Raw genomic sequence first — 19,478 nt, 5'->3', positions numbered from 1 at the left:
AAATTGAAAAAGTTAATTTACAGAACATTTGGATTAAGGGATGGAGAAATCTTCATCTCTTTTTTAATGCAGTTGTATATCTTTTTGATTATTACAGTTTTACTGATAGTGAAGCCTACAGTAAATGCATTATTTGTATCTGAATTGGGGGCAGATAATTTACCTTATGGTTATCTGTTAGTAGCATTAACTGCTGTAATAACCACGTATTTTTATAGTATAGCTATAAGAAAATACTCTTTAGTTAAAATAACAGTGCTCTCTTTAGTAATATTCAGTGTTGTCTTTACTATCTTAGGTTTTCTATTAAATTTCGATTACATAAATCACTACATACTTTATTTCTACTACATCTTTGTATCGCTATTTGCAGTAGTTGCAACATCACAATTTTGGATTTTTGCAAATATGGTTTTTAATGCAAGAGAGGCTAAAAGAATTTTTGGTTTTATTGGTGCAGGTGCCATTGCTGGAGGAATTTTTGGAGGATATTTAACCAGTTTTATTGCTGGTAGTTTTGGTAAAGAGTACACCATTTTTGTGGCTTCAATTTTACTATTGTGCTGTATACCTATTTTAAGGCAAGTCTATAAACTAAAAATTCGATACCTAAATACATTTAAACGTAAACAGGTTATTGCAAATCAAGATCGTTTAGAAAGCTCATCTTTAAAATTAATTTCTAAATCTAAGCATTTAACGTATTTAGCAATAATTACAGGAATTGGAGTAGTTGTGGCCAAATTAATTGATTTTCAATTTAGTGATTTTGCACATAAAGCCATACCAAATTCAGATGAATTGGCTTCATTTTTTGGTTTTTGGTTCTCAACTTTTAATGTGGTTGCTTTAACAATTCAGTTGTTTTTTACAAATAAGATTCTACATAAATTAGGTGTATCTTCTTCTATGTTGGTACTCCCATTAACCATTGGTTTAGGTGGTTTATTATTTTTAACCTTTCCTGAATTATGGGTTTTAATTATTATAAAAGGTATTGATGGTAGTTTCAAGCAAAGTTTAAATAAAGCTGCTGTAGAATTATCTATAATGCCAATTCCATTGCAAATTAAAAATCAGGCTAAATCATACATAGACGTTGCTGTAGATAGTATTGCAACAGGTTTATCTGGCTTTATGCTTATCTTTTTAGTTCGAAACTTGAATTTAAGTACTTCTTACATTACTGTAATTGTATTGTTTTTTGTTTTCATCTGGATAATTTTAATTTATAAGCTGAGAGAGGCTTATTTCGAATCTTTTAAGAAGAACATTCAAAAGAATTTATCTTTTATCAATGCTAAAAAAGAGAAATCTAAAAAGGAAAATAATCTTTTAGATATTAAAAACGTATTCGAAAAAGGAGATGAAGAAGAAATTCTAAACATGTTCGATCGTTTAAAAGGCTATAATTTTAAAGTTTTACAGAAACCAGTAATTCATTTGCTGAAACATCCATCAGCTAAAGTTAAAGTTGCTGCTATTGATTATTTAGATGCTTTTAATGATAACAATATATTATCTGAAGTTGATACTTTAATTCATAATGATGATGAAACTTTGGTGTATGTTGCTTTAGATTATCTGTTAGAACATTCAAGGCAAAAAGAAAAAACATTCTTTAATACCTATTTAGATCATGAAGAAGAATACATTGCAAATGGGGCATTATTAGCACTTGCCAAGCAAAGTATGAGTAACATTTCTATTGGTAGATATTATCATTTAAAAGAAAGGTTAGAGCAAAAAATAAATGAGTATATAGTTAACAGAGAATCTGTTCGTAAAGAAATTGTGGCAGGTTTATTATTGAGTATTGCTTATTCTAGAATGACGAATCACTACGATTTTATTACAGAGCACTTGCACAATCAAAAATCTTACATCACAAAATTTGCGACTATAGCTGCAGGTATTACTTCTAATGAGATTTTTATTAAAGATTTATTGAATCTTTTAAACAATAAAAAACATAGAAAACGCGCAGTTAGAGCCTTAAAAAGTTACGGACCTAAAATTATTGATGTTTTGCAAGAGTTAGAAAAACACGATGATTTAAATTCTAACATTAAGAAGCACATTCCAAAGATAGTTGGGGCGTTTCAAGATGAGAAATCATTATCTATCTTAGAGAAAATTTTACGAAGTACAAATTCTACAAGTAGGCTAGAGGCTACAAAAGCGCTTCGTAAAATTCATCGTAAAAATGAAGATCTTACATTATCTAAACGTATTATAAGAAAGCAAATTTTAAAGGAAAGTAATTATTATAAGCGAATTTTAGAATGCATTATTTCAATTCAGCATTTAATTAATAAAGATTTGGTTGATGAAATTAATGAAGAGAACCAAACCTTGTATGAAGCTCGAAAAATTTTAAGTGATGTTTTGGAGTTAGAACTTAAAAAATCTTTTTCTATAATATTTAATTTGTTAGGTCTTTTATATACGGAAGAAGATATACAAATTACTTTTGATGCTTTTAAAAGTAAAAATAAGGAAGCCAAAATAAACTCATTGGAATTGTTAGAAAATCTTTTAGACAATGGCATTAGAGCTATGGTTTTCTCAATTTTAGAGCATGAAGTATTAGATGAAGATCATTATAATACCACAACCATTCACATTACTATTTTAACAGAATTAGAGTTGCTAAAAACTTTAATGAAGGTAAGTGGAAGTGGAGTTAGACATTCAGCTGTAAATTACATACGAGTTGCAGAAAATAAAGCGCTTATTCCTGCATTATTGCCAATAAAAAAGTATCGTAACAAAATTGTAAAACAACTTGCAAACGATACTTATATCAGTTTAAAATAGTAAATAATTTAATTGTCTGAAGATTCGTCTTTATCTTCTATATATTTTTCTTCTTTAACCTCTGGCTTACTAATATTGGCAGTTTCATTAATTACATCATCTATTTTACTGGCTAAATACATATGTGCACCTGCAGAGTTTTTGTTAAGAACATTGGTCATTAAACATACAATATATTTCACTCCATTGTCATGTTCTACAATAATTACAGAGTTCATGTAGTTAAATACATTACCTGCATAACTACCACAATTTGGGTCTTTTTCACGATCACATTTATAATAACTACCAGATTTAAAATACACAGCAGCTTCGTCTAATCTTGGTGATTTTGCATAACGAATTCTTCTGTCTGTTAAATACAATAAACGTTTCATTTCTAAACTAGAAGCTTCATCAATAACCTTACCTTGTTCTAGTTTTACTAAAAATTTCATTAAGCCTTTTGGTGTACCAATACTACCACCTTTTCTTCCTACATATCTTCCTGGAGGTCTTGTAAATAATCCTCCTAATCTCCATTCGTTCTCAGTAATACCTAAATCTCGTAAAGGTTGATTCACTACTGTATTCGCTAAGTTAGTTAAAGAATCTCTAGAAGTTTCTTTAAAATATTTTTCTGCTTTTTCTTCATCTAAAAAGAAATAATCTTGTCCAAACGCTGCCATTAACATTGCTTCTCTGTACATGATACTTGCAGCGCCATTATTACTTACAGAAACCATATGATCTAACCACTCAAAAAGGGTAAACTCATCACTAGCCACAACTTTTCTTTTGGTTAATCTATCTTTTTCTATATCATAAATTGGTATGGTATGATGATCTCCTAATCCCCAATATCTACTTGTAACTTTTATTTTTTTCAAATACTCAATACGTTCTGCATGAGAATCTGGACAAAGCTTAGCCAATTGATCAAATACAGCCAGTAAAACTGCAATTTTACCTACACTTCCTGGTTGATAACCAACATTTTTTCTATGCTCTGCATACCTCAAGTTTTCAGTATCACTCATGTCCATTATGGCTAAAGAATAAGCACCTCCAGGCGTAATTCTTCTTATTTTTCGGTCAAAATCTTTATCTACCGTAAATAATTCTTCTACACTATCTGTAGTTTTATTGGTTAAATTAAGTTTGATATCTGACCATTTTTTGTAAGCACCCTTAGGAATTCTAGTGTACCTCACACTATCTTTTTGGAATTGTCTGATTTGATACAATCTTTTAATTCCCGTATACTCATATCCATCAATAGGATAATAGCTCACAAAACCAAATGAAATGGCAATTGCTGCTAAGATTAATAGGTATTTCTTTTTCATAGTTATATTTTTTCGTTGATGTTAACTTTTGTTGAGCTTGATATTTTTGGTGTTATCGAATTCAAGTAATCAGAACTTTTTGCTTGTTTATTCTCTACAAAAGGTCTTATTTGAAACAACCATAATTTATCGTCTTTAAAGCCAAACTCAACATCATAAGCTTGCTTTTTATTCCCAGTTTTTGCGCCTATTTTTTTACGCACTTGAGTTGCGAATTCTCTTATTTTGTCAATATTATCCTCGTTTAAAATCTCTTTATTAAATGAAGTATAATACTTTTTAGTACCACCATAATTTGGTAATCTAATATAATCTGCTTGTCTTGCAGGTGCCAATAAGTAATCATCTGTTTTAGTGATTAATCTTGTTTCTGCAGATTGCCCATCTACAGCACCACCTGCACCTCTAGAGAATGCCACAGTTAAATCTTCTTCTGCACCAGCATTGATACCTTTGGTAATCATTACACCAGAATAATCTACATCTACACTTGGTATAATTAAGATGGATGGATACACATTTTCAGGATTCAACAAGTATTTCTGTCTCCATTTAAAACTTCTTTCAGTATAAGCAGAGGCCCAAACACGTTTGATTCCTGCCAAGATTTTGGCTTCATTCTTAATGTTAAATAGAGTAAGATTTAAACCTGCACCTGTAAATTCTTTGAGGTCTTCCATGTTTGTATCACTTCTTAAAAATACAGGTACATTGCCCATATCATCTTTAAAAGCAGATTGAAAATTGGATTTTAAATCTTTTACAAATGATTTATCTAATTCTATATTTAAAATTGATTTATGCAGTTTTGCTAAAGAGGTTAGCAAGTATTTTTCTACCATTTCATCAGAAACGCCATTTTTCTTTTTAGCATCGGCTTGTTTAAAAGCATTACTTAAGTACTCCCAATATGTTTTGTTTTCGTTAGGCATTTCTAAATTCATGTGCGATTTAAATACACCAAAAGGAATGATTATTCCTTCTACTACTTGATTAGGAAATAGTTGCTTCAATTCACCCAAATTTGCGGCTTTTGGTCCACATAATTTACCAGAGTCAGTAGCCTCAACCTCTCTCATATTAATAACTTTAGAAACATCTAATCGAATGTCTGCTACTGGTACTTCTATCATATTTTTGCTACGCTCTACTTTCTCAAATAACTTTTCTTCTTCATTACTCATATCACTCTCTGGCTTAAGAATAACATTACCTTTATTAGATACTGCATAGAAAACCTTTTTTCCATCAAACTTTTTTAAGTCAAGTAAATTTTCGTTAGATAAAGCAGCATTAGGTATTCCTAAATTTCTTGCTAATAATTGCACATGAGAAACTAAATTACCCTCAGAAACTGTCATAATACCTGCAACTGGTTTTAGTTCAGAAGGTGGGTTTTGAAAAATATATATTTTATTGGTATTTACTTCAATCGCATTTGGATCTCCATCTACCACAACTAACTCACCATAAGCATAACCAGGATTTAAACCCCTAATAGCACTTTGGTTGTCTATAGACATAACTTTGTTGTTAATTTTAGAAACTTTGGCAACGAATGTTCCTAGTTTACTAACAGTTTCTCCTAAGCTAAGAGCAATACTATTTCTAACTCTATCATCTATAAAGCCATAAGCCATAGGCTCAAAACTGGTATATTTAATAACATCTTCGTTGTAATTAGCTTTTATTAAGGAAGCACTCCATTCTACAATACTTCTTGAAGTATTAAGTAAATTATTTAACTCTTTAATGGTAACATCTTTATTTTCGGTTACAGATTTAAAGTTTTTTTCTATTCTGTCATATTCCCAAAATTCAAGTAAACCAGAACCCAAAGAAGCACAAGTTAATATTTCAATTTTTCGAATGGTTTCTACCAAATCTTCTGTTTGCCAATTTTGAGTCTCTATTAAAAGTATATTTTCTAATTGGTTGCTAATATCTAAAAGCTTCAAACGATCTTTAGAAGATGTAAAATCTAAGATATTACCTCTTATATTGGCTAAAATACTTGCAGAATTTTCTACTATTTTCTTTGATGATTTATTGTTTTTATAGTAGTTAGAGAAGTTTTTAATTTCTTCTACAACCATTGCATTACCCTTTAAACTAGCTATTTCTTTATCAATTTTGTTAAAATCTAAAGGGGCATAAAATTGCTCCATAGTTACAATTAGATTTTTTAAATCTTTCTTTTCTTGTAGAGATAACTTCTTAGCATTTTTTGAATATAGTTCTTTACTAAATCAATATCTGTCTTTTGAGGATTTCCATGAATCTTTATTCTAATATCCATAAAACTAGGAATATCTTCAGCTAAAATTTTAGACTCGCTTCTCATTAACTGACCAATATTAGTATCTCCATTATGAGGAATATCTTTTAAAGCTTGTCTAACTAAATAGTAATTGGTTTTCAAGAAATCATCGTTTTTTAAAACTTCTTCAAAAAACTCTTTTCCCCAAGCTTCTTCATCTTCAGATTGCTTAGCTCCCCTATAATATTGCCCTTTTCTTAAAATCCAACCATTATCTATACTCGCTAAATATTCACCAATTTGATATTGTTTTAATCTACTATGGTTATGATTTTCGTCTAGAAATTCATTTGTTTTTGTAGCCGCTAAAATTTCACCAAAAAATAATTGATTTGTTTTTCTTAGATCTAACGCAGATTGCTTAAAACTTGCATGTTGTATGCCTTCCATATCATCAGGACAAGGATCTTTTGCATCTCTAATACTGCCATCTTCACAGAACCATTTAATTCTGTAATAAGGACCTCTAATATCGTTTTTATAAGATTCTATAAGTTGCTTAACTTGAGAATTAGATTTTTCTTGACCAATTGAATTTGAGGTAATTAAGAAAAATAAAATAAAGGAAGTGATTATTGATTTAGTCATTTGTGTCATTGATTTACACAAATTTAGCTTTTATTATTTAATAATAGAAGGTCAAAAACCTAATGAGTTAGTATAATTTCTAAATGAGTTAAAAATCATATCTAATTGAAAAAAATAATATTTGCGTTTATAAATCTGAGTAGCTTTTAACCTTTTTTGTATAGGTTCTTAGCTCTACAATTTCATTGATAAATTCTCTAGAACTCTTGTAAGGTATTTTATTTTGTTGATGATTAATCATAGATATGTTATATAAATATTTCCAATGATTTCTGATGGATTTTAATGCTTTAAAGTAAGTAGAGTTTTGTGCATCATAAATGTGAGTAGGTTCTGAAATAATTCCGTTAATTTCCAAAATTTTAAAATTTTCTCCATTTTCTACTTCAGAAAAATCATTGTATTTTAAATCAATTCTGCCATAAAACCATCCTTTTATAGATTTACTTAAATCATCAAAAGTAGCTTCTAGTTGCTTTGTAATTAAATGGTTGCCATTAATAAACTGAGTACCTTTAGAATGATTGCCAATAACAGAAAGTACCAATTCTTCATCCTTATCTAAAACACGATTTAAATTAAGGTGGGCTTTGTTTTTTAGGACATCTAAATACAAACTCGCTCTTTGATTTTTTAATATTAATGTTAGTAGAGTAGAAGAACCATTACCTGTAATGTTTAGAAATTTTTTAAGAGTAATTGAGGTAATAGCACCTTTTTCTTCATTAGGATGCCTGTGATAAAAAATACCGCATTCGTTTTTGTAATTGATGTATTCTTGAATAATTATATTGATATTATATTTTTGAATATAACTTTTTAGTTCAGATTCGTTCTCAATTTTCTTTACCAATAAACCTCTGAAGCCAATATCTGGTTTAGCAATTAAAGGATACTCAATTTTTTCTTCCACCAGTTGCTTTAAAGTATCAAGAATACCATCAGTACTTTTATGGAGAATAGTTTTCGGTTTGTATTCAGTGGGTATTAAGTTTAAGGTCTCAAATTTACTTTCTGTTCCATTTCCAGAACTTTTTATAGAAGGATTTGCAACACTAAAAAACGCAGGATGTTTTGCTTTTGTTGCTAGGTAAAAGGCGTAAGGTAAATTTGGTAAATAGAAAAAGGAAGATGGCCAATACTCCCAATTCAATAGTTTATGTAGTCTTTTACTCTTCAGCTTATTTGTTGTTAAAAATGGCTTTGCTTAAAACACCAAAAGTTTTAAAAGCAAAATACATTGCATAAATAATTAACAAACAGCCTACACCTAAAAATAGGTAAGCAAAAATATTTTGCGGACTTTCTGTAAATTTATCAATAGCCTTAAAACCCATTGTGATAATGATAGGAGCAGCTATAAATAGTAAAATAACAATGCCTAATCGAACTAAACCTTTGCTTAGTAAATTTAAATCTGTACTCATTTCTTATAATTTTTTACAGCATTTCTAACGCTACCAAATTTTTGTAACAGATGGCTAGCTTCTTCTTTATTTATGTTTAGTTCTGCAACTAACATTCGTTCTCCTCTATCCACCAATTTTTTGTTAGACAATTGCATGTCAATCATTTTATTCCCTTTTACTTTGCCTAACTGAATCATGGTTGCAGTAGATAACATATTCAAAACTAACTTTTGAGCTGTACCTGCTTTCATTCTAGAGCTACCTGTTACAAACTCAGGCCCTACAATTACTTCTACAGGAAATTGAGCTGTTAAAGCTAACGGACTTTTTGCATTACAAGTAATACAACCAGTAATAATATTATGAGTATTACATGCCTCTAAAGCTGCAATTACATAAGGAGTTGTACCTGATGCAGCAATACCTACAACTACATCCTTATCGTTGATGTTATGTTCTTGTAAGTCTAACCAACCTTGATTTGTAGAATCTTCTGCAAACTCAACTGCTTTTCTAATGGCAGTATCTCCACCAGCAATTAAACCAACTACCAACTCATGAGGAACACCAAAAGTTGGTGGGCATTCTGAGGCATCTAAAATACCCAATCTTCCAGAGGTACCTGCACCCATATAAAAAAGCCTACCACCAATTTTTAATTTATCAATTATTTGATGGGTTAAACTTTCTATTTGAGGTAAAGCTTTTTTTACAGCTAAAGCAACCAGTTGATCTTCATTATTAATATTAGTAAGCAATTCAGAAACCGACATTTCTTCTAAATGATTGTATTTCGAATCTTGCTCTGTAGTTTTTGTAAAATCCATTAATCAAAAATAGCGATTTTATATTTTTGATACTGATAATTTACAAAACAATATTTAATCTTTTTCTACTAAACTTAAGGTAAATGTATCTGTTTCTGAAATTTGAAAATAACCTAAAGGAAAATTTTCTTCGTTTGTAGTGTTGATAACATTACCTAATAAAGAAGAAGGTACAGATTCAAAAGGACCACCTGCATTTTGACCACTCTGATCTATCAAAATATTAAAATAGGTATAATATTCTTTAGAAACACCTGACATTTTAATGGTTACTGTGGTTGGTAAATCAATTTCATCTTCTTGATAAAAGTTAGAAAAACTGTATTCTGCACCATTAAAAAATCGATCTTCTAATGCCAGAAATAAAGCGTTTGAAAAATCAAAAACATAATAATTATCTACTGCACCATCATCTGTAAAAAAGATTTTAATTTCGGTTTCTTTTCCTGAAAACAGTGTTTCATCTCCTTGAATAACATTTGTTAAGGGTGTAGATTTAACTCTAGTAGCTGTAGCTTTATAGGTTTCATTATCATAAATAACTGTAAGCTCGTATTCAGTGTTTTCTTCAGGAATAAAAGGATTACTTGGCTCGTAATCGCCATCAGCATTCGCATCAGAAAAATTGATAATGGTACCATTGGTTAAGTTGGTTAAAAATACAGTAGCATTAGTAACAGTAGGTATACTATCATCAAAATAATCTGCAGATAACCTTAGTTTTACAATGGTTTCTGCTGTAACAGGACTTTCATCAAAGAATACTTGAAATGATGCATCAACTATTAATTTGGGAGCTATTGATGGCACTTCTACATCAACTACTTTTTCGCATTTTGTAAAAATGAAAAGTAATAAAATTGGTAGTATATATTTATTTTTCATCACTTTACTAAAATTTAAAATTATAGGTTACAGAAGGCACTAAACCAAAAATTGAGGTTTGTACAGCTTCATTTCTAAAGGTTTCTCTGTTTTGACTAAAATTGATAGAAGCCGCATTTTGTCTTCCATATAAATTATAAATACCAAAAACCCACTCGCTTTGCCAGCGTCTGTTTTTGTTCTTTTCTGGTGTTAATGTTGCAGAAATATCTAATCTGTGATAAGCAGGAAGTCTGTCTGCATTTCTTCTATTATCATCATAAATTGGAACATTTAAGCCAGATATTTCATATTGACCTACAGGATAATTTGTAGGTTGCCCAGTTTGGAACAAAAAGTTTGCATTGAAGGTCCATTTTTTAGATAACTCATAACTTCCATTTAAAGAAATATCGTGAGTTTTATCAAAAGGTGTACTGTACCATTCTCCAGAATTTATACCAGGTTCATTTGCTGTTCTACCTAAAGTTTGTTGTTCTGATCTAGATAAAGTGTAGGCTAACCAACCTTTAAAGTTTCCTTCATTCTTTTTTAGCAGCACCTCTAAACCATATGCTCTTGCTTGACCGTTTAAAATTACAGTCTCTATTTCATTATTTGCAATTAAATTTGCTCCATTTATGTAATCGATTCTATTCTGAATATCTTTATAAAACACTTCTGTTTCTAAAGAATAATCTCCATTTTTAATTGATCTAAAATAACCTAATGCGTATTGATCTAATAACTGAGGTTTGATAAACTGACCACTAGGAGCCCAAACATCTAATGGAGTAGGAGATGAGGTATTAGATAACAAATGTAAATATTGAGCCATTCTATTGTAACTCATTTTGATAGAAGTGTCGTTATTTAATAAATAAGATAAAGATACTCTAGGTTCAAAATTTTGAAAACTTGCTAAAACATCACTTCTTTTATAAGATTCTGTGCCTATGGCTTCAGCAGATTCATATCTTTTAAATTCTTCGTTATAAATTACAGGGTTATTGTCTGCGTAAACATTTATTTCATCTTGGCCTAAACGTGTAAAGTTGCTAAAACGCACACCATATTGTACTGTAAGTTTGTCATTTACTTTTTGCTCAGCAGCTATGTAAGCCGCAAATTCATTGGCATATTTGTCGATTAATTTATCAGCTTGAATACCAGAATCTTCCCTATTAGGAATGATTTCTCCTGGATTAAATTTGATATAAATGTTATTGATACCATAAGTAAGTTTAAACTTTTCGTTTAAGTAATGCTTAAAATCGTACTTTAAATTAAAATTGGTAATTCCAGAATCCCATTCAAAGCCAACAAAATCAAGTGTTAAGCCATAAAAATAATCTGAGTAGATTAGTGATAAATTAGAAAATATTTTATCAGAAAAAAGATGATTCCATCTTAAGTTTAAGACTGTATTGCCATAATCATTTACAAAACTATCATTTATGCCAAAAACGTCTTTTCCAAAATAGGTAGATAAAAATACGTTGTTTCTATCATTAAATCTATAGTTAATTTTACTGTTTAAATCATAGAAATACGCTTTGTTATCATTGTCAAAAAGTGGTAAAAATAAGTGAGCATAAGAAGCTCTACCTGCAACAACGAATGAACTTTTTTCTTTTTCTATTGGGCCTTCTGCCAAAAGTCTAGAAGATACAAGGCCAATACCACCTGTTAAATTAAATTCTTTACTGTTTCCTTCTTTTTGATAGATATCTAATACAGATGATAATCTACCTCCAAATCTTGCAGGAATACCACCTTTATATAGTTTAACATCTTTAATTACATCTGGATTAAATACTGAGAAAAATCCAAAAAGGTGAGAAGAGTTGAATACGATTGCTTCATCTAACAGAATTAAATTTTGATCTGCAGCACCACCTCTAACATTAAAACCTGAAGCTCCTTCACCTGCACTAGTAACTCCAGGCAAAAGAATTAGAGACTTTATAATATCTGCCTCACCAAGCACTACAGGAATTTTCTTAATGGTAGAAGAAGTTAGCTTGTTAACACTCATTTGCGGAGTTCTAACATTCAATTTTTCAATATCAGATTCAATAACAATTTCGTTTAAACTTTCTGCTTCTTCATTCAGTTTAAAGTTTTTAGTAATATTTTCTGATAAGGTAATTTGCTCAGTGATACTTGTAAATCCTAAATAACTAATCTGAATTTTATAATTTCCTTTAGGAATCGTTAAAGAATAAAAGCCATACTCATTTGTGCTTGTACCCGCATTTAATTCTGGAAAATATATAGAAACACCAATTAAAGTTTCGTTATTAGCATTATCGTAAACAGTACCACTTACTGTAACTTTTTCTTGACTATAGAGTGCTATAGTGCCTAAGAAAAATAGAATTAGGAACTTTTTCAATGATATTTTTTTGTTTGATTAATATTAATTATTATTAAACAAAAGTACTATTAAAAGGTATAGTTTTCTTAAAGAAAATGTTAAAATAAATTAATCATAAATGATATCATCTACTTTTATTTTTTCATTTTTTATGAAATCGTAAAGTGTTAATCTTCTTAAAGTATAATAGTCTGTCCAGAACTTTTCTAATGAATTCAAGTATTGAAGTACAGACCTGTCTTGTTCTTGTAAGGCAATGTTTAAATCTGTAATCCCTATTTTACCTAAAACAAATCGTTTTTTAGCAATTTCATATCTTTTCAAAGCAATTTCTTGCGCTTTTTTAGCAGTTTTTAAAAAGTTACGTTGATTTTGCCAGTTTAAAACATGAAGGTAAATCTCTTGCTCAAATTCTTGTTCTTCTATCTCTATATTAGTGTTTACCAAATCTTGATTTGCTTCCACTAATTTTCTTCGAGATTTAGAAACGCCCCAATCTAAAATTGGTACTCCAATAGATAAAACCACATTTTGCTGTTGGTTAAAGTCTTGAAACAAATCATTAAAAACAGCTCCTTGTTGAGAAATACCAAAATTGGCCCTAAAACTCATTTGTAATCTGTTATTTCCTTTAACTTCTGCAACATCTTGTTCTGCTTGCAATCTTCTTCTTCTAAATTCAATTACAGCTTTTCTATTTGCTCTTGCTTCTTCTAACGCTTTTTCTACGCTTACCGTAAATGTTGTTAATTCTTTGGGTGTTGAAAGTATGATGTTTTCTGTATCTAAAACTAAATATCTAGATAAGTTTTGAGAAGATCTTTTAAAATTGATTTCATTAGTAATTACTTCATTTTCTGAATTTAGCACAGATAATTCTATTTGTAATAAATCATTTTCGGCAATTTTACCCATTTTAAATCGTCCTTTAGATATTTGAAATAATGTATCTTGATTTGATAGGTTAGATTTTGCAATTCTAGATTGAATTTGTGCCTTTAATAAAGCAAAATATCTTCTACTAGTATTAGAAGATATTTCTTCCATTCTTTCGATAAACTCTCTTTTGGCTTCCTCGTAAATTAAAGGCTCTATTCTTTTTTGCCATTTAAAAGGATTGTAAAAAAGTGAATTTTGGCTGTAGTTTAATGAAAACGGAATTACCGAAAATCCTGTTGATGCATTATCACCAAAAACATCTACTCTTTCTAATTGAGAACTTACAGAAATTGTACCCCCAGTTAAGGCAATGTTCTGATTTAGAGATAAAGCACCATCAAAACTAGCTTGGTTAGATCTTACAAAAATATCCTGACCATTATCATTCGTTAATCTGTTTACAGAATTAGAATATCTAGGTAGTGTAGCATCTAACCTTAATTGAGGTAAAAAACCTGCTTGATAGTTTCTGTATCTCCAATAACTTGCTTGATTTTGATTAAGCAATGCTTTGTAGTCTGGAGAATTTTTCTGTGCTATAGAAATGGCTTGTTCTAGTGTAATTTCTTGCTGACCATATGCAGCAAATGATAGCGCAAAAAGAAATGGGAATATTAGTTTTTTCATAGTTATTCGTGTCTAATAGCTTCAATAGGGCTTTTGTTAGCAGCAGATCTTGCTGGTGCTATACCAAAAATTAAACCTATTAATGTTGCAACAAAAAAGGATAATAAAATAGAACTTACAGATAAAATTGTTTCTATTCCTGTACTTAATTCTAAAATGTAGGAGGCTAAAACGCCTAAAGCAATGCCTATAATACCACCACCAATACTAACTAAAACAGATTCTGTTAAGAATTGTAAAATAACATCTTCTTGAGTAGCACCAATAGCTCTTATAATACCAATTTCTTTTGTTCTTTCTAAAACTGAGGCTAGCATAATATTCATAATACCAATTCCACCAATTAAAAGCGAAATGCCAGCAATGATGCTTAAAACAATATTGAAAATTTGCTTTGTTTTTTGCTGTTGTTTTAACAATTGAATAGGAATAGAAATTTCAAAATCTAACATATCATTATGCCTTCTTTTTAACATTCTACTTAAAACATCTGCTGTAGCATTTAATTCTGAAGAATTCTCTACTTGAACTACTAATTTATCTAATTGATGATAATTACCTCTAGGTATTCTTTGTTTTGGCCCTTGTTGTTGTCCGCTAATAAAAATCATGCCTCCACCTGTTTCTATGGGTTTATCCATAATTGTTTTACGGTCTTTGTAGCGAACTAGAAAGGTTTTAATAGGTATATAAATATCTAAATTCATATCTCGAATACCTAAATTTTCTTGTGCATTATCAGATATAAATTTTTCTTCAATAACTCCAATTACCTGAAGCCAAACATCTTTAACTTTAATTTGTTTACCAATGGCACTTTCTCCTGTAAATAGCTTTTTCTCAATTTTTTTACCAATGATGCAGACAGGTAAAGAGTTTTCTACTTGGTTGTATGAAAAGTTTTTACCACTTTCTATAGCAATGTTAGAAGTTTCGAAATAGTTAGGAGCAACACCAATTAGTTTTACAGGGTTTTGTCTTCCTTTTTTAATTACATATGTTTCTAAAACAATCTCTGGACTAACAGATTTTACTGAAGGTACATTTTTTTTGATGCTATTTACATCTAGCATATCTAATCCTTTAGAAAAACGTATGGCCTCTAAGGCATCACCTTCTGAACCTTCTTCATTCTCATTATCATCCTTTTCATCAGGAATAGGAGTAATTACAATATTGTTAACACCAACCAACTCTAATTGAGCAAGTATTTCTTTTTCTGCACCATTACCAATAGCAAGCATGGTAATTACAGCTGCAACACCAAAAATAATTCCTAAAGAGGTTAAAAGGGTTCTAACCTTATTGGCTAAAATTACACGAACAGCTTCACTAAAATTAGATTTTAGTTTCTCAATATAGATTTTGTTAAACATAAAACTAATTTAGTTGAGCTATTTGATCATTCTCATAACCCTCAGGTTTGTTCAAATAAACTACATCATTTTCTGCTAACCCTTCTGTTATGATAACAGAATCGTTATTTGAATCTCCAATTTTAACTTGTTTCTTTACCACTGAAAAACCAGATTTTTTATAAACGTAGGTAATTGAATCTTTAGAGAAAATAGCTTCTAAAGGAATGCTTAATACATCTTTCTTTTCGAAAGTCAATATTTTGTTTGAAGTTGTCATTCCTGGTCTAATATTGTCATTAGTTTCATTAAGTTTTATCATTACTTGAAAAACTTTAATGTCAGAACCTCTTTTGTTTTCACCAACATTGGCAACATCAGTAACGATACCAGGTATTTCAACATCAGGAAAAGCATCAAAACCTACCTTAACAGGTAAACCTTTTTTAATTTTTCTAATATCTACCTCATTCGCATAAGTTTTAGATTCCATTTTGGTTAAATCTGGTAAACTAGCAACTGTAGGATTCCATGGACTTATAGTAGAACCTACTTTTTTCTTAGAGCCATCCCAATTTTTGAAGTAAGTTATCATTCCATTTCCATCTGAATAAATGGTAAACGATTTTAACAACTCTAATAAATCGTTCAATTCTTTTCTAATTTTAGAAACCTCTGTGCCAACTTCAACCATTTTTGCATTGGCTTGTCTCTTTTTAATTCTGTAGTTCTCTTGCTTTTCTCTTAAATCTCTTTCTGATTTTTCTAAATCAATTTCTAGTTTTTTGATAGTTGCTGGTGGCTCATAAATAGATTGTTTTAATTCTAACCTAGTTTGCTCCATGCTAAAACTTAAATCTTTTATGGCATTCCTTTCTTGTTTTAAAGATAGGGTAGTGTCTAATTGTTGTTGTGTGTACTTAGATTGAGCCGTTTCTAGGTTTAATCTGGCATCAATAATTTGTTCATTAACCCCTGTAGGATCTAATCTTGCTACATAATCACCAACTTTAACTATTGAACCTTCAGGAACTAAATCTTGAATTTTTATATCTCTTAGTTTAAATTTTCTTAGATTTTCTGGTCCATTTATTTTCTTTAGACTTGTAGATTGTGCTTCACCAGAGGTAATTACTTCACTCACAAAATTTCCTTTTTGAACCTTTGTAGTTAAGTAAACTTCGCCATCATTAGAAGGCGAAAAATAGCTGTAAATAAGGTAGATAGAAATTAAGGAAATAACTGAGATTATTGCTATTTTCTTTTTAGACATGTTGATTGGTTTGAATTGGAGAATCAAATCTAACCAAAAAAGGAGTGCTTTAAAGCACTCCTTCTGTTAATGTTTTGTTTAAAAAAATGTTAAATCTAATTCAATATTGCATTTAAAACCTCATTTGGTCTCATTGCATCTACAACTAAATCTTCATTTGGTAAGTAATAGCCACCAATATTTACAGATCTACCTTGAATATCATTTAACTCTTTAACAATTTGAGATTCATTATTACTTAAAGCTTCTGCAATTTTTGTGAACTCTTCTTTAAGTTCAGCATTTTTATCTTGATTTGCTAAGCCATCTGCCCAATATTTAGCCAAATAGAAATGACTTCCTCTATTGTCTAATTCACCCACTTTTCTAGAAGGAGATCTGTTTTGATCTAAGAAAGTATCTGTAGCTTCATCTAAAGTTTCAGCTAAAATTAATGCCTTTTCATTGTTGGTAGTTGTACCTAAATGTTCTAAAGAAACAGCTAGTGCTAAGAACTCTCCTAAAGAATCCCATCTTAAATGATTTTCTTCTATGAACTGCTCTACGTGCTTAGGAGCAGAACCACCTGCACCAGTTTCAAACAATCCACCACCATTCATTAATGGTACAATAGATAACATTTTTGCAGAAGTACCAACCTCTAAAATTGGGAATAAATCAGTTAAATAATCACGTAAAACGTTACCAGAAACAGAGATTGTATCTTCACCTTTAGCAATTCTTTCTAAAGTAAATTCTGTAGCTTTTACAGGCGATAAAATTCTGATGTCTAAACCAGATGTATCATGATTTTTAAGATATGTATTTACCTTTGCAATAATTTCAGCATCATGAGCTCTACTTTCATCTAACCAGAAAACTGCAGGTGTGTTAGAAGCTCTTGCTCTTGTAACTGCTAGTTTTACCCAGTCTTGAATTGGTAAATCTTTAGTTTGACACATTCTCCAGATATCACCTTCTTCAACATTATGCTCAATCAAAATTTGACCATCTGCATCAATTACTTGCACTTTACCATCAGCAGCTATCTCAAAAGTCTTGTCATGAGAACCATATTCCTCTGCTTTTTGTGCCATTAATCCAACATTAGGTACAGTACCCATAGTTGTAGGATCAAAAGCACCATTCTTTTTACAAAACTCTATTGTAGCCTCGTAAATACCAGCATAAGAACTATCAGGAATTATAGCTTTCGTATCTTGTAACTCACCATCTGCATTCCACATTTTACCAGAATTTCTAATCATTGCTGGCATAGAAGCATCTATAATAACATCAGAAGGTACGTGTAAGTTGGTAATACCTTTGTCTGAGTTTACCATTGCTAAAGCAGGTCCGTTTTTATATATTTCTGCGATATCAGCTAAAATTTCTGCCTTTTTTTCTAAAGAAATTTCATCTAAATTACTAATTACATTTGCGAAACCAACATTTGCATCAACACCAATTTCATTAAAAGTTTCAGCATGCTTTTCAAACAAATCTTTGAAAAATATTTTTACTGCATGACCAAAAATAATCGGGTCAGAAACCTTCATCATAGTTGCTTTCATGTGTAATGAAAGAAGTAAACCTTTATCTTTAGCATCAGCCACTTGTTCCTCTAAAAAAGCTAATAAAGCTTTCTTGCTCATGGCAGTTGCATCTATAATTTCACCATCTAAAAGAGAAACTTTTGCTTTTAATACAGTTTCTTCACCTGAATTTGAAATATGTTTGATAGAAACATCAGTTGCTTTTGCTACAGTAACAGATTTTTCGCTGTTTGCAAAATCGCCACTTTTCATTGAAGCAACATGCGTTTTAGAGTCTGAGCTCCATGCACCCATAGAATGAGGATTTTTGCGTGCATAATTTTTGATAGCTTTAGGTGCTCTTCTGTCTGAATTTCCTTCACGTAATACAGGGTTTACAGCAGAACCTTTTACTTTATTGTATAATGCTAAAATACTTTTTTCTTCTTCTGTAGTTGCATTTTCTGGATAATCTGGAATATTATATCCTAATTTTTGTAGTTCAGAAATTGCTTCTGTAAGTTGAGAAACAGATGCACTAATATTTGGTAATTTAATAATGTTTGCTTCTGGTTGTTTTGCTAAATCTCCTAAAATTGATAAAGCATCTTCTACTTTTTGATTCTCTGTTAAGTAGTGAGAAAAATTAGCTAGAATTCTAGCCGCTAAAGAAATGTCTTTAACTTCAATTTCTATATTAGAAGATTTTGTAAAGGCTTTTACTATTGGTAAGAAAGAACGTGTTGCTAAAGCTGGTGCTTCATCCGTTTTTGTATAAATTATTTTAGCCATTTATGATAAGTTTAAAGTATCTTAAAATTGAATTTATTATATAAAAAATATGCTCAATATTTGAGCGAGGCAAATTTAAGAATTACAGATGTATTTTTTGTTATTAAATACTTAATAGTTCAGAGGTTTTTGTGTGAAATCTGTAAAAGGAAGTAAGTTTGGAACAATTTATTTAAACATAAAAGCCATATTTAACAATTACTTGCAAAATATGGCTTTCTTGAAACTCATAAATTAGATGAATGAATATCACATTCTTATTTATGGATTCAACGATATTTAAAATTTAGTAAAGGCATAGCCATAACTTTATAATAAATATCACTTAAATTTTAATACTAAAAATTTAATTATAAAGAACTTTATTCTTTAAAATTTACAATACCATTCTATGGTTGTTGAAGACTCTAAGTTTAATGTCTTGTAAATTCTGAAATAAAGA

Annotated in this window: 13 protein-coding genes; 1 reads left to right on the top strand and 12 read right to left on the bottom strand. The window is 30.0% G+C overall.

The features are described 5' to 3' along the window. Positions 1–3: 3 nt before the first annotated feature. Positions 4–2,820 carry an Npt1/Npt2 family nucleotide transporter gene (locus MED152_RS04345; RefSeq protein WP_015480648.1) on the top strand — a complete coding sequence of 939 codons (2,817 nt, stop codon included), beginning with the start codon at positions 4–6 and terminating at the stop codon, positions 2,818–2,820. Between the two features lie 8 nt (positions 2,821–2,828). Here the strand turns inward: MED152_RS04345 and MED152_RS04340 are convergent, their stop codons facing one another. The 12 genes from MED152_RS04340 to MED152_RS04290 form a co-directional block, all read right to left on the bottom strand. Then, entirely contained in the window at positions 2,829–4,148 is a 1,320-nt protein-coding gene (locus tag MED152_RS04340; RefSeq protein ID WP_015480647.1) for a hypothetical protein, read from the bottom strand. Between the two features lie 2 nt (positions 4,149–4,150). Then, positions 4,151–6,316, bottom strand: a complete 2,166-nt coding sequence (locus tag MED152_RS04335; RefSeq protein WP_015480646.1) for a PEP/pyruvate-binding domain-containing protein — start codon at positions 6,314–6,316, stop codon at positions 4,151–4,153. A gap of 17 nt (positions 6,317–6,333) precedes the next feature. Then, complete coding sequence (locus MED152_RS13880) at positions 6,334–7,056, bottom strand: hypothetical protein (RefSeq protein WP_015480645.1); 723 nt, start codon at positions 7,054–7,056, stop codon at positions 6,334–6,336. 127 nt (positions 7,057–7,183) lie between these two features. Continuing rightward, positions 7,184–8,209, bottom strand: a complete 1,026-nt coding sequence (locus tag MED152_RS04330; RefSeq protein WP_015480644.1) for a hypothetical protein — start codon at positions 8,207–8,209, stop codon at positions 7,184–7,186. Between the two features lie 28 nt (positions 8,210–8,237). Further along, complete coding sequence (locus tag MED152_RS04325) at positions 8,238–8,483, bottom strand: DUF6095 family protein (RefSeq protein ID WP_015480643.1); 246 nt, start codon at positions 8,481–8,483, stop codon at positions 8,238–8,240. After that, positions 8,480–9,292: an N-acetylmuramic acid 6-phosphate etherase gene (murQ, locus tag MED152_RS04320; protein ID WP_015480642.1), complete on the bottom strand. Its 813-nt coding sequence runs from the start codon at positions 9,290–9,292 to the stop codon at positions 8,480–8,482. Before murQ ends, MED152_RS04325 begins: the two co-directional genes overlap by 4 nt. A 54-nt stretch (positions 9,293–9,346) precedes the next feature. Further along, positions 9,347–10,177, bottom strand: coding sequence for a DUF4249 family protein (locus tag MED152_RS04315; protein ID WP_015480641.1), 831 nt, complete (start codon positions 10,175–10,177; stop codon positions 9,347–9,349). Positions 10,178–10,184: 7 nt separating this feature from the next. Then, positions 10,185–12,554 (bottom strand): TonB-dependent receptor, encoded by a 2,370-nt coding sequence (locus MED152_RS04310; RefSeq protein ID WP_015480640.1) that lies wholly within the window; start codon positions 12,552–12,554, stop codon positions 10,185–10,187. A 90-nt stretch (positions 12,555–12,644) separates the two neighbouring features. Continuing rightward, complete coding sequence (locus tag MED152_RS04305; protein ID WP_015480639.1) at positions 12,645–14,102, bottom strand: TolC family protein; 1,458 nt, start codon at positions 14,100–14,102, stop codon at positions 12,645–12,647. A gap of 2 nt (positions 14,103–14,104) precedes the next feature. After that, complete coding sequence (locus MED152_RS04300; RefSeq protein ID WP_015480638.1) at positions 14,105–15,478, bottom strand: ABC transporter permease; 1,374 nt, start codon at positions 15,476–15,478, stop codon at positions 14,105–14,107. Between the two features lie 4 nt (positions 15,479–15,482). Further along, entirely contained in the window at positions 15,483–16,730 is a 1,248-nt protein-coding gene (locus MED152_RS04295) for an efflux RND transporter periplasmic adaptor subunit (RefSeq protein WP_015480637.1), read from the bottom strand. A gap of 95 nt (positions 16,731–16,825) precedes the next feature. Beyond that, positions 16,826–19,036 carry an NADP-dependent isocitrate dehydrogenase gene (locus MED152_RS04290; protein WP_015480636.1) on the bottom strand — a complete coding sequence of 737 codons (2,211 nt, stop codon included), beginning with the start codon at positions 19,034–19,036 and terminating at the stop codon, positions 16,826–16,828. Positions 19,037–19,478 lie beyond the last annotated feature (442 nt).

Source organism: Polaribacter sp. MED152 (assembly GCF_000152945.2).
Lineage (GTDB): Bacteria > Bacteroidota > Bacteroidia > Flavobacteriales > Flavobacteriaceae > Polaribacter.
This window is presented reverse-complemented; position numbering and strand designations above follow the sequence as displayed.